General features: G+C 68.1%; 14 protein-coding genes. 2 read left to right on the top strand and 12 right to left on the bottom strand.

Annotated features, from left to right (window positions below):
- Positions 1-34: 34 nt before the first annotated feature.
- The 4 genes from E3T61_RS10225 to E3T61_RS10210 all read right to left on the bottom strand — a co-directional run bounded on the left by E3T61_RS10225 (position 35) and on the right by E3T61_RS10210 (position 4737).
- The gene (locus E3T61_RS10225; RefSeq protein WP_166793201.1) at positions 35-1054 is read right to left on the bottom strand and encodes a LacI family DNA-binding transcriptional regulator; all 1020 of its coding nucleotides are present in this window, start codon (positions 1052-1054) and stop codon (positions 35-37) included.
- Between the two features lie 96 nt (positions 1055-1150).
- Complete coding sequence (locus tag E3T61_RS10220; protein WP_134640756.1) at positions 1151-2083, bottom strand: carbohydrate ABC transporter permease; 933 nt, start codon at positions 2081-2083, stop codon at positions 1151-1153.
- Positions 2080-3075, bottom strand: coding sequence for an ABC transporter permease (locus E3T61_RS10215; RefSeq protein WP_134640755.1), 996 nt, complete (start codon positions 3073-3075; stop codon positions 2080-2082). The genes E3T61_RS10220 and E3T61_RS10215 overlap by 4 nt, the downstream gene beginning before the upstream one ends.
- Before the next feature lie 9 nt (positions 3076-3084).
- Entirely contained in the window at positions 3085-4737 is a 1653-nt protein-coding gene (locus E3T61_RS10210) for an extracellular solute-binding protein (RefSeq protein WP_134640754.1), read from the bottom strand.
- 228 nt (positions 4738-4965) lie between these two features.
- On the opposite strand from E3T61_RS10210, the gene E3T61_RS10205 reads away from it, so the two are divergent.
- Complete coding sequence (locus E3T61_RS10205; RefSeq protein ID WP_134640753.1) at positions 4966-7863, top strand: glycoside hydrolase family 3 C-terminal domain-containing protein; 2898 nt, start codon at positions 4966-4968, stop codon at positions 7861-7863.
- 66 nt (positions 7864-7929) lie between these two features.
- Positions 7930-8127: a twin-arginine translocase TatA/TatE family subunit gene (gene tatA, locus E3T61_RS10200; RefSeq protein WP_134640752.1), complete on the top strand. Its 198-nt coding sequence runs from the start codon at positions 7930-7932 to the stop codon at positions 8125-8127.
- A 95-nt stretch (positions 8128-8222) separates the two neighbouring features.
- Here tatA and E3T61_RS10195 read toward each other — a convergent pair whose 3' ends face one another.
- From E3T61_RS10195 to E3T61_RS10160, 8 genes are all read right to left on the bottom strand, one after another.
- Positions 8223-10571, bottom strand: coding sequence for a glycosyl hydrolase family 95 catalytic domain-containing protein (locus E3T61_RS10195; RefSeq protein ID WP_134640751.1), 2349 nt, complete (start codon positions 10569-10571; stop codon positions 8223-8225).
- A gap of 2 nt (positions 10572-10573) precedes the next feature.
- Positions 10574-10705, bottom strand: a complete 132-nt coding sequence (locus E3T61_RS10190; RefSeq protein WP_134640750.1) for an ABC transporter permease subunit — start codon at positions 10703-10705, stop codon at positions 10574-10576.
- Positions 10706-10778: 73 nt separating this feature from the next.
- A complete protein-coding gene (locus E3T61_RS10185) occupies positions 10779-12806 on the bottom strand; it encodes a beta-galactosidase (protein WP_198418668.1) in 2028 nt (675 codons plus the stop codon).
- A gap of 95 nt (positions 12807-12901) precedes the next feature.
- The gene (locus E3T61_RS10180; RefSeq protein ID WP_134640749.1) at positions 12902-14374 is read right to left on the bottom strand and encodes a GH1 family beta-glucosidase; all 1473 of its coding nucleotides are present in this window, start codon (positions 14372-14374) and stop codon (positions 12902-12904) included.
- On the bottom strand, positions 14374-16710 hold the full coding sequence (gene yicI, locus E3T61_RS10175) for an alpha-xylosidase (protein WP_134640748.1): 2337 nt from the start codon (positions 16708-16710) through the stop codon (positions 14374-14376). Before yicI ends, E3T61_RS10180 begins: the two co-directional genes overlap by 1 nt.
- Before the next feature lie 2 nt (positions 16711-16712).
- Positions 16713-17621: a carbohydrate ABC transporter permease gene (locus tag E3T61_RS10170; protein WP_134640747.1), complete on the bottom strand. Its 909-nt coding sequence runs from the start codon at positions 17619-17621 to the stop codon at positions 16713-16715.
- Entirely contained in the window at positions 17621-18598 is a 978-nt protein-coding gene (locus E3T61_RS10165) for a carbohydrate ABC transporter permease (protein ID WP_134640746.1), read from the bottom strand. The genes E3T61_RS10170 and E3T61_RS10165 overlap by 1 nt, the downstream gene beginning before the upstream one ends.
- A gap of 86 nt (positions 18599-18684) precedes the next feature.
- Positions 18685-19944 (bottom strand): ABC transporter substrate-binding protein, encoded by a 1260-nt coding sequence (locus tag E3T61_RS10160; RefSeq protein WP_134640806.1) that lies wholly within the window; start codon positions 19942-19944, stop codon positions 18685-18687.
- Positions 19945-20074 lie beyond the last annotated feature (130 nt).

Raw genomic sequence — 20074 nt, 5'->3', positions numbered from 1 at the left:
AAGCACCGAAAACTCGAGGTTTTGAGTGCTTAGCTCACGGTTCGCGGATGGGGGCGGGGCCCGTCGAGCCGCGCTCGACGTAGCGGGGCGGCAAGAGATCGACGTGCGGGGTGCGGTCGCCGTTGATCTGGCGGATGGTCAGTTCCACCGCGCGAGTGCCGGAATCCTCCGCGGACAACGGGATCTCGTCGAGCGGCGGGGTGAACTCGGACGTGTCGAAGACCGCGCAGGCCGAGATCACCGAGAGCTGGCCGGGTATCGAGATCCCCCGAGCGGCCAGGATCTCCAACACCGTGGTCTGCACCGATTCGCCGGCGTGCATGACCAGGGCCGTCATGTTCGGCAGGGTGCTGAAAAGTTCGTCGAGACCACGACGGATGCTGTCCATGTCCGACGCCGGCATCACCATCGCCGCATCGATGTCACGCTCCGCCACCGCGCCGAGAAAGCCGTCCCGGAACCGCAACGGGTAGTTCGCACCCCAGTCATAGGTGATTCGGGGCAGGCCGAGCAATCCGATTGAGCGGTGACCGAGGTCGGCGAGCCGGCTGACGGCCAGGTGCGCGGCCCGCTCGAAGTCCAGGTCGACGCAGACCAGCCCCTCGGTGTCTGCCGGTACGCCGATGACGGTGGCGGGGATGTTGAGCGCGCGCAGCAGCGACATCCGTTCGTCGTCCAGAGACACGTCCAGCGCGATGATGCCGTCGGCCAGCCGGCTCGAGGTCACCCGTTCCAGCCCGGTGGATGCCTCATCGGCGGTGAGCAGCAGCACGTCATAGTCGATTTTGCGGGCCGCCGTGGCCACCGCGAGCACGAACGACATCAGCACGCCGGCCTGGGTGTCCGGGCGCACCGGCGCGGTCAGGGCGAAGATGCGGGTGCGGGTGCCGGCAAGCATCCTGGCCCCGGCATTGGGCCGGTAGCCGAGCTCCTGGATGGCCGTGACCACCCGGTTCCTGGTCGACTCGGCAATGGAGCGGTTGCCGCTGAGCGTGTAGGACACCGTGCTGATCGACACCCCGGCGAGTCGTGCCACATCGTTGATAGTTGCCATGCGTCCTCTGATACCTGCGTGGAGCCGCCAGTGCGGGTCACCGCTAAGAATACCCAGCACCCGGCCGGGCATCGACCGGGTGCTGGTGCGTCCGGATCAGCCCTTGACGGCGCCGATCATGACCCCGGAACTGATGTGCTTTTGCAGGAACGGATAGATGATCAGCACCGGTACCAGCGCGATGATCACGACGGCCATCTGCACCGCCAGCGTGGCCACCTCGCCGCTGCCGACACTCACCTGTCCGGGCACCGACACCCCCTGCAGAACGTAGGAGCGCAGGATCACCTGAAGCGGGAGCTTCTCACTGTCGTTGATGTACAGGGTGGCGTTGAAGAACGCGTTCCAGTAACCGACGCCGTAGAACAGGCCGATCACGGTGATCACCGATTTTGACATCGGCAGCACCATCGTGCTCAGGATGCGCCAGTCGCCGGCGCCGTCGATGCGCGCGCTGTCGAGGATGGATTGATCGATCCCCATGAAGAAGCCGCGCAGCAGGAAGATGTTGAACACGCTGATGCAGCTGGGCAGGATCAGCGACCAGTAGGAGTTGATCAGGCCCAGGTTGCTCACCAGCAGGTAGCTGGGGATCATGCCCGCACCGAAGAACATTGTGATCAGCAGGAAGAACAGGATCGGCCGGTGGGCGAACGAACCGGGCCTGGAGAGGCCGTAGGCCGCCATCACCGACACCACGAGGCTGATTGCGGTTCCCACTGTGGTGATGCCGACGCTCACCAGCACGGCGCGGGTGACCACACCGCCGGAGAGGATCTGCTCGTAGGCTGCGAAGGTGAGTTCACCGGGCACGACGACCATGCCGCCGGCGGCCGTGATGGTGGCCTGCGACGAGAAGCTGGTGAGCACCACTATGTAGAGCGGCACGACGATCAGGGCGGCCATACCGAAGAGCACGATGGCGCGGGCGCCGGCCTCGAGTGGGGCGCGGGGCTCCTCCCAGGCGGGCCGCACGACCTTGGACGTGCGCGGGTGTGACGAATCGATGGGTCTGGTGGTGATACTCATGATTTCTGGTAAACCCCGGCTTCTCCGAATAGGTGCGCGAGTTTGTTGGCGCCGAGCACGAGGATCACGCTGATCACACCCTTGATCAGCCCGGCGGCGGCGGCGTAACTCCAGTCGCCGTTCTGGATACCCGAGTAGTAGACAAACGTGTCCAGCACCTCTGCGGCTCCGGCGCCGACGGCGTCGCGTTGCAGAAGGAGCTGCTCGAAGCCCACGCTGAGCGAGTCACCCAGACGCAGGATGAGCAGCAGGATGATGATCGGGCGCAGCGCCGGCAGGGTGATGTGCCACATCCGTTTGAGTCGCCCTGCGCCATCCATCGCCGCCGCCTCGTACTGGCTCGGGTCGATGGCGCTGAGCGCGGCGAGGAACACGATGATTCCCCAGCCGGCGTCCTTCCAGAGCGCCTGGGAGGTGACCAGGATCAGGAAGGTGTCGGGTTGGGTCATCAGGTTGACCGCTTCGATGCCGTTGTCACGCAGGAACTGGTTGAGCAGCCCTGCCCCGCCCAGGATCTGCTGGAAGATCGAGATCACGATCACCCAGGACAGGAAGTGCGGCAGGTACACGATCGACTGGAACAACGACCGGATGCGGGGGCTGAGCAGCCCCTGCAACAGGATCGCCATCATGATCGGTACCGGGAAGAAGAACACGAGCTGGAACGCCGTGATGGTCAAGGTGTTGCGCACCGCGGACCAGAAGGCCTCGTCGTTCAGGACGCGTTCGAAGTTGGCGAAGCCGACCCAGGGATTCTCGAAGGCGCCCACGTACGGCGAGTAGTCCTGGAAGGCGATGGCGTTGCCGATGATCGGCACGTAGGCGAACAGTGCGGTGAGCAGCAACGCGGGCAGCACCATGAGCAGCAGGGTGCGGTCCCGGCGGAACAGCGCCCGACGTTTGCGGTTTTTGCGCGCCGTGGCGGCTTTGTGGATGGCTGGGTCTGCGGGCGGCGCCTCCGGGGTGGGGCGCCGCTCGTCGAGTGCGGTCATCGGCCGGGCCTACGCGTCCAGGTACTTCTGGTAGAACTTGCGCAGTTCGTCGCCGCCATTGGATCTCCAGGTGGCGATGGCGCCGTCCAGCGCCGACAGTTCCTTGCGTCCGTTGGCCACGTCGGCCTTGAGGTCGTCGAAGGGGGTGGCGAGCGAACCGAACTTGGCCGGCTCCTGAATCTGCACGCCGTACAACACCGGGTCGGTGGCGAAGGCGCTCATCCGGGCGCTCCAGTTGCAGTAGTCGTTCACGAACTGCGGGTTCTCCACGTGCGCTTGCACGATCGGCGGGTGCACCAGGAACGAGTAGGTGGACGTGACCTCGGCCTGGCCTTTCTCGTTCAGCACCGGGGCACCGTTGGCATCCAGGTCGTAGTGGGTGTCTTTCACGCCGGAGTTGAGAAGCTGGTATTCCGCGGTGCCGAACGGCGCGGCGGCGAAGTTGGCGACGGCGAGCATCTCCTTGATGGCTGCTTCGTCGGCCTTCCGGTTGATGAAGCTGAAGATGCTGGCCGGGCTGCCCTTGTAGAGGACGGGGTCGCCGCCGTCAGCCGCGAAGTAGTCCATGGCCTGGGTGTTGTACATGGGGTTGGACGGCAGCACCCGGGCGAGCGACTCTGCCCAGCCACCCACTCCATCGCTCTTGACCAGGGTATTGCCGGCCTCGTAGCGACTGTTGGCCTGCTGGTTGTTTCCGGCCATCGCGTCCGGGTGCACCGCACCTGATTTGTACAGGCGGGTGAGCCAGTCCAGCGCCGCCCGAAACTGCTCGGTCTCGAACTTGTGCACAAGCTTGCCGTTGATTTCGGTCCACTTGTCCGGCACACCGAACATGATCTGGCCGGCGTTCCACAGGTCATCGGAACCCCAGCGGTTCTTGGACGGGTCCGTCGCCTCGGTGAGGATCTCGATCATGGTGTCGGCGCTGGTGGGGACCTCGAGGCCGAGCTCGTCGAAAATGTCCTTGCGGTAGAAGAACGCATTCTGGATGACCTCACCCGGGTAGGGCAGCCCGTAGAGCTTGCCCTGGAAGACCGAGTACTTCCACGAGTCGGTGGGGATGTTGGCGAGGTTGGGGTAGTCCTTCACCTTGTCGCCGGCGAGGAACGGGCTGAGGTCGGCGAACAGGGAACCGACGGCCTGGTCGAACTTGGGCGGGAGGTTCCAGGACGGGATGACGACCATGTCCGGCACGTTGTTGGGTGAGGCGAGAACGGCCTGGATCTTCTCCCCGTAGGTGTTGCCGTCGGACACCTGGAACTTGATGTCGGCGCCCAATTCCTTGTTCACGGCCTTGAAGTAGTCGTTGTTCGCGCTCGGAATCGTCCACCAGGCCGGGCTGAGCGCGGTGTAGGCCCCGCCGGACCCCGGCACCTTCGGCACCGACTTGCGCAGGGTGGCCGGCACGGTGAGGAAGCCGGCGGTGGAGCCGGCGACGCTGACCAGGTCGGGGACGGCGTAATCCACCGGATAGTAGTTGGGGATGACGCCGGCGATGTCCTTGGCGGTGAAGATGCCACCCGAGGTGGTGGCCGTTCCAGTGCTGCAGCCGGCGAGGGCGGCCGCGGCCGCTCCGGCGCCCACGAAGCCCAGGAAGGACCTCCGGTTCAGCGGCTTCTTGGCGAATGCTCTCAGATCAGAACTGGCCGTTTGGATGCTCATGCTGCCTCACTTCTTCGTAAGTTGCGTTGCTTGCCGAGGCCGTGAGCAGCACGATGCGCCCCCGAGTCCGGCTCCCTGCGGAAGCGCTTCGACAATCGGGAGTGTACAGGGCCGAATTACGCGGATGCAACCACAAATCGCAGAGTGTCACCTAGACTCGGCACGTCGACGTAGTTTTTACGACAACTATCGAAACGCTTCGATAGTTCTTCAATCGGGAAGTTTTTGATGACGCACGGCACCGACGCCGCAACGGCACTCCGCCTGCTCGACCAGCTCACGGTCGAGGAGAAGCTCAGCCTGCTGCATCAGGCCAATCCGGCCATCGAACGGCTAGGGCTCGCCGCCTTCCACACCGGCACCGAGGCCCTGCACGGACTGTCCTGGCTGGGCGAGGCCACCCAGTTCCCGCAGGCCGTCGGACTGGCCGCCTCCTGGGATCTCGATCTGATCCGCCGGGTCGGCGAGGCCGTGGGCACCGAGGTGCGCGGCAAGCACGCCGACTCCCCCGAGGTGAGCCTGAACGTGTGGGCGCCGGTGGTGAATCCGCTGCGGCATCCGCTCTGGGGACGCAACGAGGAGGGTTATTCCGAGGACTCCTTGCTCACCGGCCGGATGGGCTGCGCCTACTCCTGGGGTTTGCGCGGCACCGACCCGGTGCGCTGGCGCACGGTGCCCACCCTCAAGCATTTCCTCGGCTACAACAACGAGGTCGACCGCTCCACGACCAACTCCCAGCTGCGCCAGCGGGTGCTGCACGAGTATGAACTGCCGGCCTACCGCCCGGCCATCGAGGAGGGCGCGGCCGGCGCGGCCATGCTCTCCTACAACCTGGTCAACGGCCGCCCGGCCCATGTGTCCGACCTCGTGGCGACGCACCTGCGCAGCTGGGTCGCCGACAGCGCCGAGCTGCTCATCGTGAGCGATGCGGCCGCGCCCAGCAACCTGTTCGGGTCTGAGGAGTTCTTCGACGGGCCGGTGGCCGCCCACGCCGCGGCCCTCGCCGCCGGCGTGGACAGCTTCACCGACAACGACACCAATGCCGAGCCCACGATCTCCGCCCTGCGGCACGCCCTCGCCGACGGTCTCATCAACATCGGGCAGGTGGATGCCGCGGTGCTCCGCCTATTGACGGCGCGTGCGCGCACCGGTGAGTTCGACACGGAGCCGCATCCGTACGCCTCCGTCACGGCCGACGTCATCGGTTCACCGGCCCACATCGACCTGGCCAGGCAGGCCGTGGCCGCGGGCACCGTGCTCCTGAAGAACGATCCCACCCGGGGCCTTCCCCTCCTGCCGCTGGCGCCGGCCACGCGGGTAGCCGTGCTCGGCCCGCTCGCCGACCGGGTGCTCACCGACTGGTACAGCGGCAGCCTGATCGCCCCGGTGAGCCTCAGCGACGGCCTGGCGGATGCGCTCGGCGCATCCGGTGGCAGCGTCACCGTCGCCAGCGGCAGCGACCTCATCGCGCTCCGCGATCCGCGCACCGGCCGGTACCTCACCTCCGGCGGCGCGACCGGCGGGCGCGTGCACGCCGCGAGCGACACCGTCGGCGACGCACAGACCTTCGAGCTCACCGAGTGGGGCCACGGCCACGCCACGCTGCGCAACATCGCCAGCGACCGCCTGGTCACCCGCGGTCCGCACGGCTACCTCGAGGACACCGCCACCCGGGTGGGCGGCTGGGTGGCGCAGGAGGCTTTGCGTCTGCTGCGTCACGACGACGGCAGTGTGTCGGTGCAGCACCGCGGCTCCGGCCTGTGGCTGCACGCGGACCTCGGCAACGGGTCGATCCTGGCCGTACCGGCCACCGAGGCCACCGCCGACAGGTTCGGGCTGCGGGTCCTGCGATCCGGTCTCGCCCACGCGGCGGCGGTGGCAGCGGAGGCCGACACCGTGATCGTGACGGTGGGCAACGACCCCCACCTGGGCGGACGGGAGACCGAAGACCGGCCGGTGCTCGCCCTGCCGGGTCACCAGGCCGAACTGGTCAGCACCGTCGCCGACGCCAACAACAACGTGGTCCTGCTGGTCATCTCGTCGTATCCGTTCGCCCTCGGAGCGGCCATCGAGAAGGCGCCCGCCATCGTGTGGTCCTCACATGCCGGAGAACAACTGGGCCACGGCCTGGCCGACGTGCTCACCGGCGCGGTCGAACCCACCGGCCGGCTCGCCCAGACCTGGTGGGCCGGCGAAGCCGACCTCGCCGGCGTGCTCGACTACGACATCATCACCAGCCGCAGCACCTACCTCTACTCCACGGCCGAACCCGACTTCCCCTTCGGCCACGGACTCGGCTATGCGCGTGCCACGGTGCCGGCCGCGACCCTGGCCGAGTCCCGGCTGAGCTGGACGGGCGAAGCCGGGCCGGCGCATCCGGTCACCGTCACGGTCACCGTGGCCGGTGCCGCGGACCCCGGCAGGCCGGCTCGTGCGGCCGTCGCGACCGTGCAGCTCTACGTGAGCGCACCCGCGCACCGGCTTCCGTTCCCCCGCCGTCGCCTGGCCGGGTTCGGCCGGGTGCGAGTGGCCGCGGGCGAAAGCGCGGAATTGACCATCACCCTCGATCCGGCCGCCCTGACGGTCTGGGACGTGACCACGGGGCGCCTGATCGTGGAGTCCGGGGACTACGAGGTGCTCGTCGGGCAGTCGGCCGAGGCCATCGAACACACGCTGGTGCTGCACGTGGACGGCGCCACGGTCGCCCCGCGCGATCCGGTGGCGGGGTTCGGCGCCGACAGTTTCGACGAAACCGGCGCCAGCGCCTCGGTGGGCAGCGAACTGGTGGTCTACTCGCCGCTGGTCGGCACGGCGGTGGCCGTCGCGCCCACCGCACGGTGCGCCCGGCTGGTCTATCTCGACGTGGATCTCGGGGCACTGGCCGGCACGCTCCGGCTCGAGACCCGAGGCGCCGGCCGGATCGATCTTGAGTGCCGCCGGGGCGGTCTCTGGTCTGTACTGGGCAGCGCCGACGTCACGTCGCCGGCCTGGAGCGCCGTGCTGGTCCGGTTCGATGCCGCGGGGTCCCGCCCCGGCACGGCCGACCTCCGCGTGACGCTGCCCCGCGGGGTGCAGCTCGCCGTCATCGGCGGGGACTCCCCCACCGCCGTCCAGGCCTCCTCGTAACGACCGGCTCTGCGATTCGCACGGTTATCTTCCGCTCCATCGGCACCACCGACAAGACAGGACATCATGCTCAGCAACTTGACCGGATGGCATTTCCTCATCATCCTCTTCGTCGTGCTCCTGCTCTTCGGCGCGCCCAAGCTGCCCACCCTGGCGCGCAGCCTGGGGCAGTCGATGAAGATCCTGAAGACCGAGCTGTCCCCCTCCGACGACCACCCGGCCGATCCGGCGGATCCCGCGGGCACGGCCAAACCGCCGGCCTGATTTCCCCCCACCGCCACCCTTCCGCGAAAGCGGCCATGTGGCTGCTTCGGCACCAATGAAGCAGCCACTTCGCCGCTCTCGCGGGATGGGGATGGTCAGCGGCCGGGCCGGTCCACGCGGGTGGGCCGGCCCGGCCGCACGCGGATCTCGACGATGGTCGCGGCCCCGCCCGGCCGGGCCACACGCACCAGGCGACTGCCGGCCCGGGTGCCCGGCCGCGCGGTGAACACGGCCGTCACGACCTCGCCGTCTGCCCAGTCGAGGTCGACGAGCAGACCGCCGCGCACCGCCAGGCCGGTCACCCGGCCGTTCTCCAGCCCCGGCGGCAGCGCCGGCAGCAGGTCGATGACGTCGGTGTGGGACTGCACGAGGCATTCGGCAATCGCCGCGACGAAACCCAGGTTCCCGTCGATCTGAAACGGCGGATGCGCCGCGAAGAAGTTGGGATAGAGGCCGCCGGCGTGCGCGCCGGATTCGGTGCCGGCCGGCCTCAGCACGTAGCCGAGCAGGTCGCCCACCCTGCCGGCCTGGCCGAGCCTGGCGCGCAGGCAGAGCTTCCAGACCAGGGACCAGCCGGTCGAGTCGTCGCCGCGCCGGTCGAGGGTGGCGCCGACCGCGGCGTGTTGGGCTGCGGGCAGGCCGTCACCCGGGTACAGGCCGACGAGGTGGGAGAGGTGCCGGTGCCCAGGGTCGTCCTCCACCTCGTCGAGGCCCCACTCGGCCACCCGGCCGTCGGCGTCGATACGCACCCCGTCGATGCGGTCCAGGGCGGCGGCAACCTCGGCCAGGACCGGATCGTCGGCGTGCCCGGAGTCGGCGGCCAGCGCCGGCAGCAGGGTGAAGAGCTCGCGCAGCAGTGTCCGGTCCATGCCGGAGGCGGTTCCGACGGCGACGCCGGCCTGGCCGCGGCGGTAGCGGTTCTCCGGCGACGTCGACGGCCGGGTGCCCAGGCGACCGTCGGGCAGGGCGATGGCAAAATCGAGGCAGAAGCGCGCGCATCCGGCCGCGACCGGCCACAGCCGGGCCAGGTAGCCGGCGTCGGCCGTGCCGAAGCGGCGGGGCTCGTCGAGTTGACGCACCAGCCACGGTCCGGCCATCGGCCATTGGGCCCAGGAGGCGTCGCCGGTCACGGGTGAGCTGAACGCCCAGGCATCCGAGTTGTGGTGGGCCACCCAGCCCCGGCAGCCGTAGAGCCGCTCCGCCGTTTCCGCACCGCGGGCGGCCAGGGCCTCCACGAGGTCGAGCAGGGGCAGGGCCGTGTCGTCGAGTTGCACAACCTGGGCCGCCCAATAGTTCATCTCGGTGTTGATGTTCAGGGTGTAGTTGCTGCTCCACGGCGGCCGCATTGACGCGTTCCAGAGGCCCTGCAGCGTGGCCGGGAGGCCGGCGGGTCTGGAGGAGGCGATGAGCAGGTACCGGCCGTAGTCGAAGAGCAGCGCCACCAGTCCGGGGTCGGCTTCCGCGGCGGGAATCCGGGCGGCGGCGGCCTCGCTGAGACGCTCAGCGGTGGGCAGGCCGGCCCGGTCGGACGGCCCGGTCAGCTGCAGCGAGACCCGGTCGTAGAGGGCACCGTGGTCACGCCGGTGCCTGGCGGCCAGCTCGGCCACCGACAGCGGCGCGAGGCCGTCGATCCGGTTTCGGGAGCGCTCCGCCGCGTTGTCGGCGGTGCCCGCCGGCGCACACCCCAGGCCCACGAAGGTGGTGTCCGTGGCCACCAGGACCACGACCTCGCTCGCGCCGACCACCCTCAGGGCCCCATCACCGCCCGGTTCGAGCCGCCCGTCGTGCCGGATCGACACCGTCAGCGCGCCCTGCACCGGGGTGATGCCGTCGGAGTCCCACACGAGTGCGGCACGGTCGGGGCGGTGGCCGGGGGCGACATCCGCCGGCAGCCGCAACCGCACGGTCAGGCCGGTGTCGTCGATGGTCCTGGCCAGTTCGTGCAGCGGCGTGCTCACGGCGACCGTCACATCGACGCCGGCGGGGCCCGTGGCCGTGAGCCTGTGCACGAGCACCCCGTCGGCGGCACTGACGAAACTGGTCTGATCGATGCCCGTGCCGCGGATGTGGTGGGTGGCGGTGGCCAGGTCCAGCCACCGCTCGGAGACCGCGTGGCCGGCCGGCAGGGTGATCTGCAGCCGGCCGAACGGCAGGTAGGCCTGACTGTATTCGGCGGTGAGAGCGGCGAGTTCCCGTTCCGCCTCGACCGGTCGGTCATTCTCGATCAGGTCGCGGGCGGCGGCCAGGGCGGATGCGGCGGTGGCGGCATCCACCCGGCCGCCGTGGTGTTCACTTGCGACCGACCCCGACCAGGCGGTCTCGTCGTTCAGGTGCACCAGGGTGCACAGGTCCGTGGCTTCGACCATGGCACCGATGCGCCCATTGCCGAGCGGCAACGCGTCGAGCCAGCCGTCGCTTGCCGTGCGGTAGTGCAGTCTGCTCATGCTCAGAACCGCACCCCGCCGGGGCTGAGCAGTTTGAGGGCGATCGAGAAGACCGCGCGCCACTCGCTGGCCCCGTTGAGCCTGGCGGCCTCGAGCAGCTCCATCGGCATCGCCGACCGCGCGAAGGCCGTCATCGGCATCCTTTCTGGGTTGGCCACGGGGTACGGCAGTGCCGTGCGGTTCGGCTTGAGAACCGCGTCGGCCGGGTCAGGGGTGGAGCGGGACGGCCGGCAGGGCATCCTCGCGGAGAACGAACGAGGCGGCCGGAGCCAGCTCGATGTCGCCGGTGAGGTGCGCGCCGGTGAGCAGGTCATAGCCGTTCAGGGCGACCGTGCGTGGGCGCTCTCCGTGGTTGAAGACGAAGAGGTAGCTGCGGGTGCCGGCGTGACGGCGCACGATTTCGACCCCGTCACCGGCCTGTGGGTGTTCAGGGCCCACGCCGGCTTCGGCGAGGATGCGCGCCAGGTGTGCGCGCAACGCGTCGTGGTCGAGGCGGGTGGCGAAGTAGTGCACGGTGCCGGCGCCGAGCCGGTTGCGGGTGATCGCCGCTCCCCCGGTCAGCGGGGCGTGGGTGAAGGTGGCCAGCACCTCGGCGCCCCTGGCCTGCAGGTCCTCGGCCCAGGCCTCCGCCCGCGACCCGTCGGAGAGCTCGATGGTCTCGTCGGCGGCGAGCGGGTGGTGCTCTTCGACGCGGATGCCCGCCAGCGGCGCGAAGGCGCCGCTGAAGCCGCCGGGGCGCACGTTGAGGTTCTCGTCGGTGCTGCCGGCGAAGAACCAGACCGCCGCGTGGCCGCCGGCCTCCACGAAAGCGCGCAGGACATCGGCTTCGGCGTCGGAGGCGGCGATCTTGTTCGGCACCAGCACCAGGTCGTAGCCGGAGAGGTCCTGGTCCAGGCGCACCACATCGCAGGTGATGCCCTGCCACCAGAGCGCCCGGTGCACCGCCCGGATCGCGGGCAGGAAGGCCAGGTCGTCTGAGGGCATGGCGCGGGTCTCGGCGGCCCACCAGGCGGTGGAGTCCCAGACGATGGCGACCCGGGCATCGTTGACCCGGTGGCCGGCCGCGGGCGGTTCGGCGATCTCGGCGAGGGCGCTGAGAGTATGGCCGAGGGCGACGATCTCGCGGAAGACTCTGGAGTCCTCTCCCGCGTGCGGCACCATCGGCGAGTGGAAGAACTCCGCGCCGACCCGGGGCGAGCGCCACTGGAAGAACAGGCTCCCGGTGGAGCCCCTGGCCAGGTACTGCAGGGTGTTTCGCTCGAGCCTGCCGGGGTCCTTGGCGAACAGCCGGGCTGCGGAGTAGTCGTAGATCAGGCTGGTGGCCTGCTCCATCAGCACCCAGGGTCGGCCCCGGTTGAACGAGCGGGCCACGTCGGCGCCGAACGCCACGTGGGTCTCTCCCTCGATGTCACGGGCGCTGGGATAGTGGTCGATCGACACCTCGTCGATCTCCGCGGCGAAGTCCCATTGGTCGTAGTGGTTCCAGCTGGGCAGCATGAAGTTGGTCGTGACCGGCACCCCGGGACTGAGCTCGCGGATGACCGTGACCTGGTCGCGCAACGCATCGCGCAGGGTGTCGGCGGAGAACCGCTTGAAGTCGAGCACGTGCGCCGGGTTCGGCAGGTACTGCGTGGCCTGGGGCGCCAAGATGTGCTCGAAGGTGGAGTAGCTCTGCGACCAGAAGGCGCTGTTCCAGGTGTGGTTCAGCGTGGCCACGGTGCCGTAGCGCCCGGCCAGCCACAGTCTGAACGCCCGGTCCGTCTCTGCACCGTAGGACACCGTGCCGTATTCGTTGTGCACGTGCCACATGGTGAGCGCCGGATGCCGGCCGTACCGTTCGGCGAGGGCGCCGGCGATCCGCCGTGCGGCCGCGCGGTAGGCCGGAGCGGCCGGGTTGTAGGTGTCCCGGCTGCCGTGCACAAGCCGCACGCCATTCGCGGTGACCGGGAGCGCCTCGGGGTGGGCGAAGGTGAACCACGGCGGCGGCGACGCGGTGGGGGTGGCCAGCACCACCCCGATCCCGTTGGTGTGCATGAGGTCCATCACCCGGTCGAGCCAGCCGAAGTCGTACCGGCCTTCTTCGGGCTCGAGCGACGACCAGGAGAACACCCCGACGGTGACCCGGTTGACGTGCGCCTCACGCATCAGGCGCACGTCCTCCGCCCACACCGACTCATCCCATTGTTCGGGGTTGTAGTCCCCGCCGTATACGAACTCGTGCGCTTGCGCTTTCAAGGTAAATCCGTCCTACTTGCCGCGAACCGTGAGCTAAGCCCCGAAAAATCGGGATTTGAGGTGCTTAAGTCACAGTTCGCGGGCTGGTGCGTGGGTTAAGGGAGGGGGAGGGTGCGGGTGGCTACCAGGGCGGCATACCAGTGGGCGCTGTCCTTGAGAGTTCGCTCCAGGGATGCGTAGTCCACGTGGATGATGCCGAAGCGCTTGGAGTAGCCGTAGCCCCACTCGAAGTTGTCCATCAGCGACCACACCTGGTAGCCGCGGAGGTCGACCCCGCGGGCCATGGCCCGGTGCGCGGCGGTGAAGTGCCGGCGCAGGTAGTCGGTGCGCTCCACGTCGTGCACGCGGGGGCCGGCATCCGTCTGCACCACGGTGTCGGCGAACGCCGCACCGTTCTCGGTGACCATCAGCGGCTGCTCCGGGTATTCCTCGTGCAGGGCCACGAGCAGCTCCTCGAGACCGGCCGGTTCGATGTTCCAGCCCATCTCGGTGTACGGGCCGGGTTGGGGCAGGAACTCCACCCGGTCGGCGCCGGGCCAGGGTGAGGCTCCGACGTCTTTGTGACCGTCGGCGTTCTGCCTGGGCGCCGTGCCGTCCCACAACCGCACCAGCGTGGTGGAGTAGTAGTTGACGCCGAGTACGTCCAGCGGCTGGTGGATGATCTCGGTGTCGCCGGGCAGGATGAACGCCCAGTCGGTGACGTCCTTGGTGTCTTCGAAGACATCCGCCGGGTAGGCGCCGGTGAGCAGCGGTCCCAGGAACACCCGGTTGGCGAGGGCGTCGATCTGCCGCACGGCCTCCGGGCCGGTCTCGCCGTCGCCGCGCAGCACGTGAAGGTTGAGGGTGATCGAGAAGTCGGGGTCGTTGGTCACCAGCGGCTTCAGCGCCAGGATCGCCAGGCCGTGCGCCAGGTTGAGGTGGTGCACGGCTGTGAGCGCCTCGGCGCCGTCGGTGCGGCCGGGCGCGTGGGAGCCCGAACCGTAACCCAGGTAGGCGGAGCACCACGGTTCGTTCAGCGTGGTCCAGGTGTGCACCCGGTCGCCGAACTCGCGCCCCAGATTGGCGGCGTAGTCCGCGAACGCGTAGGCGGTGGCCCGGTTGGTCCAGCCGCCCTCGTCCTCGAGGGCCTGCGGCAGGTCCCAGTGGTAGAGGGTGACGATGGGGCGGATGCCCCGAGCGAGGAGCCCGTCGATCACGCGACCGTAGAAGTCCAGGCCCGCCCGGTTGGCCGGGCCCCGTCCGGTGGGCTGGATGCGCGACCAGGCGATCGAGAACCTGTAGGCCTGCAGGCCCAGGGTCACCATCAGGTCCAGGTCCTGCTCGAGCCGGTGGTAGTGACCGGAGGCGACGTCGCCGGTGTCGCCGTTCCAGATCTTGCCGGGGGTGTGGCTGAAGGTATCCCAGATCGAGGGGCCGCGGCCGTCCTCGTCGAAGGCGCCCTCGATCTGGTAACTGGCCGTTGCGGAGCCGAAGACGAACGATTCGGGGAAGACCAGGCCGGCGTCCCGGTAGTCGGCGGTGCCCGCGGTCACGACGGGCGTAGCGATGGAGGTGGTGCCGGTGGTCATCAGACTGTGGCCTTTCGGTCGGTGGAATCAACGGGTTCGGCACCGGCGAGACGGGCCCGGAAGGGCGCATCCGAATCGCTGGTCACGACGGTGTCGTCGCCGGAGACGGTGATGGTGACGGTGATGTGGCTGCCGTCGAGGGGGTTGGCGATGTCGACGGAACGCACCTCGCCGGTGCCGCCGGGGTAGACGGTGATGAGGGGCTCGTCGGTGTAGTCGTAGTCGGGTCGGTCGTCGCGGGATCCTGTGGCCAGCACCGCTCCCCCGCGCACCCACAGCGGGATGCTGTCGAAGGCGTGGGTCTCCCGGCGCCAGACGGGGCCGGTGACGACCTCGTCGGTCAGGTAGTTCGTCCAGGTTCCCGCCGGCAGGTAGTACTGCACGTCGCCGGCCTCGCTGAACACCGGGGCCACGAGCAGGTCGCTGCCGAGCAGGTACTGCCGGTCCAGGTAGTCCACCGCGGGGTCATCGGGGAACTCGAGCTGCATCGGCCGCATGAACGGGGCCCCGCTGGCGTGCGCCTCCAGGCCCACCTGGAAGAGATAGGGCATCAGCGCGAGCTTGAGCTTGGTGAAGACCCGGGTGACGTCCACGGCGCTCTGGCCGGGCTCTTCCCGGCCGTCGTCGAACAGCCACGGCACCCGGTAGCTGGTGGAGCCGTGCAGCCTGGAGTGGCTGGACAGCAGCCCGAACGCCAGCCAGCGCTTGAACACGGCCGGGTCCGGCATGCCCTCGAAGCCGCCGATGTCGTGGCTCCAGTAGCCGAAGCCGGAAAACGCCAGGCTGAGCCCGCCGCGCAGGGTCTCGGCCATCGACTCGTAGCTGGAGGAGTTGTCTCCGCCCCAGTGCACGGGTTGCATCTGGCCGCCGACAGTGGCGGACCGGGCGAACAGCACCGCGTCGCCCTCGCCGCGGTGTTCCTGCAGCACCTCGAAGACGGCCTTGTTGTAGAGCTGGCTGTAGAGGTTGTGCATCACGTCGGCCGATGATCCGTCGTGCCACACCACATCCGTGGGGATGCGTTCGCCGAAGTCGGTCTTGATGGCGTCGACGCCCTGGGCGAAGAGACCGCGCAGCTTGTTCTGGAACCAGGTGACGGCGGCCGGGTTGGTGAAATCGACCAGGCCCATGCCGGCCTGCCAGAAGTCCCACTGCCAGACGTCGCCGTTGGCCCTCTTGACCAGGTAACCGGCCGCGGCGGCCTCGGCGAAGATGCCGGCCCGCTGGGCGATGTACGGGTTGATCCAGGCGCTCACGTGCAGGTTCTTCTCGTGCAGGCGGGCGAGCATGCCCTCGGGGTCCGGGAACACCCGCGGGTCCCACTCGAAGTCGGTCCAGTTGAATTCGCGCATCCAGAAGCAGTCGAAGTGGAACACCGACAGCGGCAGATCACGCTCGGCCATGCCGTCGATGAAGCTGTTGACGGTGGCCTCGTCGTACTGGGTGGTGAACGAGGTCGACAGCCACAGGCCGTACGACCAGGCCGGCACCCGCGCCGGTCGGCCGGTGAGCCGGGTGTAGCGCTCGAGCACGTCCTTGGGGGTGGGGCCGTAGATCACCAGGTACTCGATGACCGGTCCGGCCACGGAGAACTGCACCCGCTCGACGGCCTCGGTGCCCACCTCGAACGAGACGTGCTCCGGGTGGTTGACCAGCACGCCGTAGCCGCGGTTGGTGAGGTAGAACGGCACGTTCTTGTAGGACTGCTCACTGGAGGTGCCGCCGTCGGCGTTCCAGATGTCGATCGTCTGGCCGTTCTTGATCAGCGGGCCGAAGCGCTCGCCGAGGCCGTAGACCAGTTCGCCCACACCGAGGGACAGCTGCGCGTGCGTGTAGGAGGCGGCCGGGGCGAGCCCAGTGGTCGTGACGCCGGACACCCCGGCCGGTTCGGCGGCGACGGGAGCGCCGGGGGCGAGCTGCATGTGCCCGATCGACTTGTGGCCGCTCTCGGTGAGGGTGCGGCCATCCGTCTCGAACGCGAGAGAGAACGGGGCGCCCAGCGCCACGCGGGCGGTGAGCGGGCCGGCCGTGAGGGTACCGCCGGTGTTGTCGATCACGATGGCGCCGGCATCCGGTTCGGCGCCGACCAGGTCGAAGCCCGGGCCTGCCGCGGTACCGGTGTGCTGTTCGACACGCACCTTGATGATGCCCTCCAGCGGGGAGGTGAGCGTGACGGTGAGCACCGCCCGGTTGAGCACGTCGCCGCGGCGTTCGATCACCTTCGTCGGCGCAGTCACCCGCAGTGCACTGCCGAGCTGTTCGACGTCGTACGCCTCCTGCGCGTAGAGCGCGGTGACGCCGGGGCGGGTGTGCCAGAAACCATCGGTGAATTTCATATCTACTTGACTGCTCCTGCGGTGATGCCCCTGGTGAGGGTGCGTTGGAAAATGAGGAAGAAGATCAGGGTGGGCAGCAGGCCCAGAAGCGCCGAGGCGCTGGTCGTGGTGACATCCATCAGCCGGTCGCCCTGCAGCACGGCGATCGAGACCGGCACGGTCTGGCTCGCGTTGCTGACCAGGAAGGTGAGCGGGATCAGGAACTCGTTCCAGGTCCAGATGAAGAAGAAGATCACCAGCACGCTCAGGGTGGGCTTGGTGATCGGGTAGACCACGCGGTACAGGATCGTCCAGCGGCTGGCGCCGTCCAGCGACGCCGCCTCGAGGATCTCCTTGGGGAACGTGCCCAGCACGCTGGCCAGCAGGTAGGTGCCGAAAGCGCTCTGGATGACCACGAAGATGATGATCACGGCCCACTGGTTGTCGTACAGCCCCACGGTCTTGAACATGAAGTAGAGCGGGTAGAGCAGCACCTCCTGCGGCAGCATGTTGGCCAGCAGGATCAGCAGCACGATCCAGGTGCGACCGCGCACCCGGCCGATGCCGAGCGCGAACGCGTTCAGCAGGGAGATGACCACGGCCAGGATCGCGACGACGCTGGAGATGAAGAAGCTGTTCCAGAGCTTGCCTGGGAAGTTCACCCGCTCCCAGAAGTTGATCATGCCGTCGAAGTACAGGCTGGTGGGCAGGGTGAGCGGGCCGGCCTGGTTGTAGTCGGCGGGCGATTTGAACGAGTTGATCAGGATGAGGAAGAACGGCACCGCGATGAGCAAGCCGATCAGGACCGCGACAAGCAGGATCATCCAGTCGCCGAGGGTCTTGCGGGTGGTGCTGCTGCGGCGTTTGCGGCTCTGCCGGGCCGGCGGGCCTGTGACGGTTGCCGGGGCCGGGTCGAGGATGGTGGAGGTCATTAGCGTTCCTCTTCCTGGCGCTCGAGTCGGGTCTGGGCGAGCAGGAAGACGACCGAAACGGCCGCGATGACGATGGTGAGTGCGGTGGCTATGGTGGCGCCGTAGCCCACCTGCTGGGACTGGAAGAACTCGCTGTAGGCGTAGTATGCGGGCACGATGGTGGAGGTGCCCGGACCGCCGCCGGTGAGGGTGTAGATCGGGCCGAACACCTTGAGGGCGGCGATGGTGCAGGTGAGGGTGACCACGAAGATCTCGGGGCGGATGATGCTCACCGTGATCGCCCGGAAGCGCTGGATCCAGTTGGCGCCGTCGAGCTCAGCGGCCTCGTAGAGTTCGGGGTCGACCCGCTGCAGGGCGGCCATGAAGATCACGATGGGGTAGCCGAGCTGCACCCAGATCATGATGACCATGATGCTGGGCAGCGCGGTGTCGGGATTGCCGAGCCAGTTCTGCGCCAGGCCGCCCAGTCCGATGCCCTCGAGCACCTGGTTGAGCGCGCCGTTCTGCGGGCGCAGGATCCAGCCGATCACGATCGCTGCGACAACGCCGGGCAGGATCTGCGGCAGGTAGTAGGTGGCGCGCAGGAAGCTGGCGATCTTGCCGCCGAACTTCTTGCCGATCAGGTCGAACAGCATGGCGGCGAGCACCAGGCCGAGGAGGGTGGGCACGACGACCATGGCCACGATCATCGCGATGGAGTTGCTGAACGAGGTCCAGAAGGTGGTGTCGCCTGCCAGCTTCACCCAGTTCTCCAGGCCCACCCACTCCGGCGGCTTGATGCCGCGGTAGTCGGTGAAGGTGAGGTAGATGTTCCACACCAGGGGAACCACGATGATCAGTGTGAGCAGCGCGAGGCCCGGGATCAGGTAGATCCAGAATGTCTTGGGATTGCTTCCCGGGATGAGGCTCTGCCGCACGGGCCTGTTGCCTGCCGCGGGAGCATCAACGGGGGCATCGGCTACGGATGCTGTCGTCATGCTGTTTCCTTCTCTTTCAGTGGTGGCCGGGGGCCGTGACAGCCCCCGGCCGGGTACTGCGAGGTGATGTTGGTGCGGCGGCGGAGTTAGCCGACGATGTCGTCTACGCCGGACGTGTACTGTCCGCCGAGCTGCTCGTTGATCTCAGCGGGCGACTTGCTGCCGTTGATGAGTTCCTGCAGGCCGGCGTTCAGCTCGTCGTAGAACGTCGCGGTGGGCCAGTCCGGGTAGAAGGCGATGCCGTCGCGCTCGGTCAGGGTGTTGAAGTTGCCGATCAGTTCCTGGCTCTTCGCATCCGTGATGTCGGAGGTGTCAGCGGCGACGGGGATGCCTCCGTTGTTACCGATCAGGGCCTGGATCTCCGGGCGCATGGTGATGTCGATGAACTGGGCGGCGAGGTCCTTGTTCTTGGCCTTCTCCGGGATGACCCACATGTTGCCGGCGGAACCTGGCGACATCTCGGCCTCGGGGAAGAGGAAGGTTCCCCACTCGAAGCCGGTGGCCTCGGTGGTGAACCGGTTGTGCCACCAGGAGCCCGAGTAGAAGATCGGGTAGGTGCCGTTGATGAACGCGGTGCCGGCATCCTCTGCCTTGAAGCCGCTGGCGTCGGTGGAGATGTAGCCGGCGTCGGTCCAGTCCTTGATGGTCTCGGTCGCGTAGGTCACCTCCGGGCCGCTCCAGTCGACGTCGCCGGTGTAGAGCTGGTAGTCGTCGACGAAGCTGCGGTCGGCCTTGGTGAGTGCGAGCTGGTACCAGAGCTGGCCCAGCGGGTACTCGGCGGCCGATTCGGCCAGCGGGGTGATGCCCTGGTCGGTGAACGCCTTCATGACGGTCTCGAGTTCGGCGACGGTGGTCGGCACCTCAAGGCCGGCGGCGGCGAACATGTCCTTGTTGTAGTACATCTCCACGAACTCGCCGTAGTTGGGCACACCGTAGAACGCGCCGGAGCCCATGATGCCGTCTTCGTCGTAGCGCGCCGTGGTCTGCAGCGACGGGGCGAGGGCGTCGTCCCAGCCGTACTCCGCGTAGTCGTCGTCCAGGTCGCTGAGCAGGCCCTGGCTGGCCAGGAGGCCGGCGGTGGCGTTGCCCTTGTTGTACTCGAGGATGTCGGGGGCCTCGTTGGAGTTGAGCACCTGGCTGGCCGTGGAGCGGATCTGTTCGAAGCTCTTCTCCTCGAATTCCACGGTCGCGCCGGTCTCTTCTTCGAAGACCTTGATGGCTTCCTCCCACGCGATGCCCATGGCACTGGTGTCGCTCTCGAAGTGCCAGAGCTTGAGGGTATTGCTGTCGGCTTCGCCGGCTCCGGCGGAGCAGCCGGAGAGCAGGAGGGCGCTGACGCCGAGCATGGCGATCCCGGCGAGGCTTCTCTTGGTTTTCTTCACTGTTCTACTTCCTTGTAGTGATGCGGATGATGCTGCGTGGTGGTGCTGAGGGAAACTATCGAAACGTTTCGATAGTGCAGATACCGAAATCCTT

The organism is Cryobacterium lactosi, assembly GCF_004403945.1.
Classification (GTDB): Bacteria; Actinomycetota; Actinomycetes; order Actinomycetales; family Microbacteriaceae; genus Cryobacterium; species Cryobacterium lactosi.
Note: the sequence above shows the minus strand (reverse complement) of the source record. Positions and strands in the feature narration are given on the sequence as shown.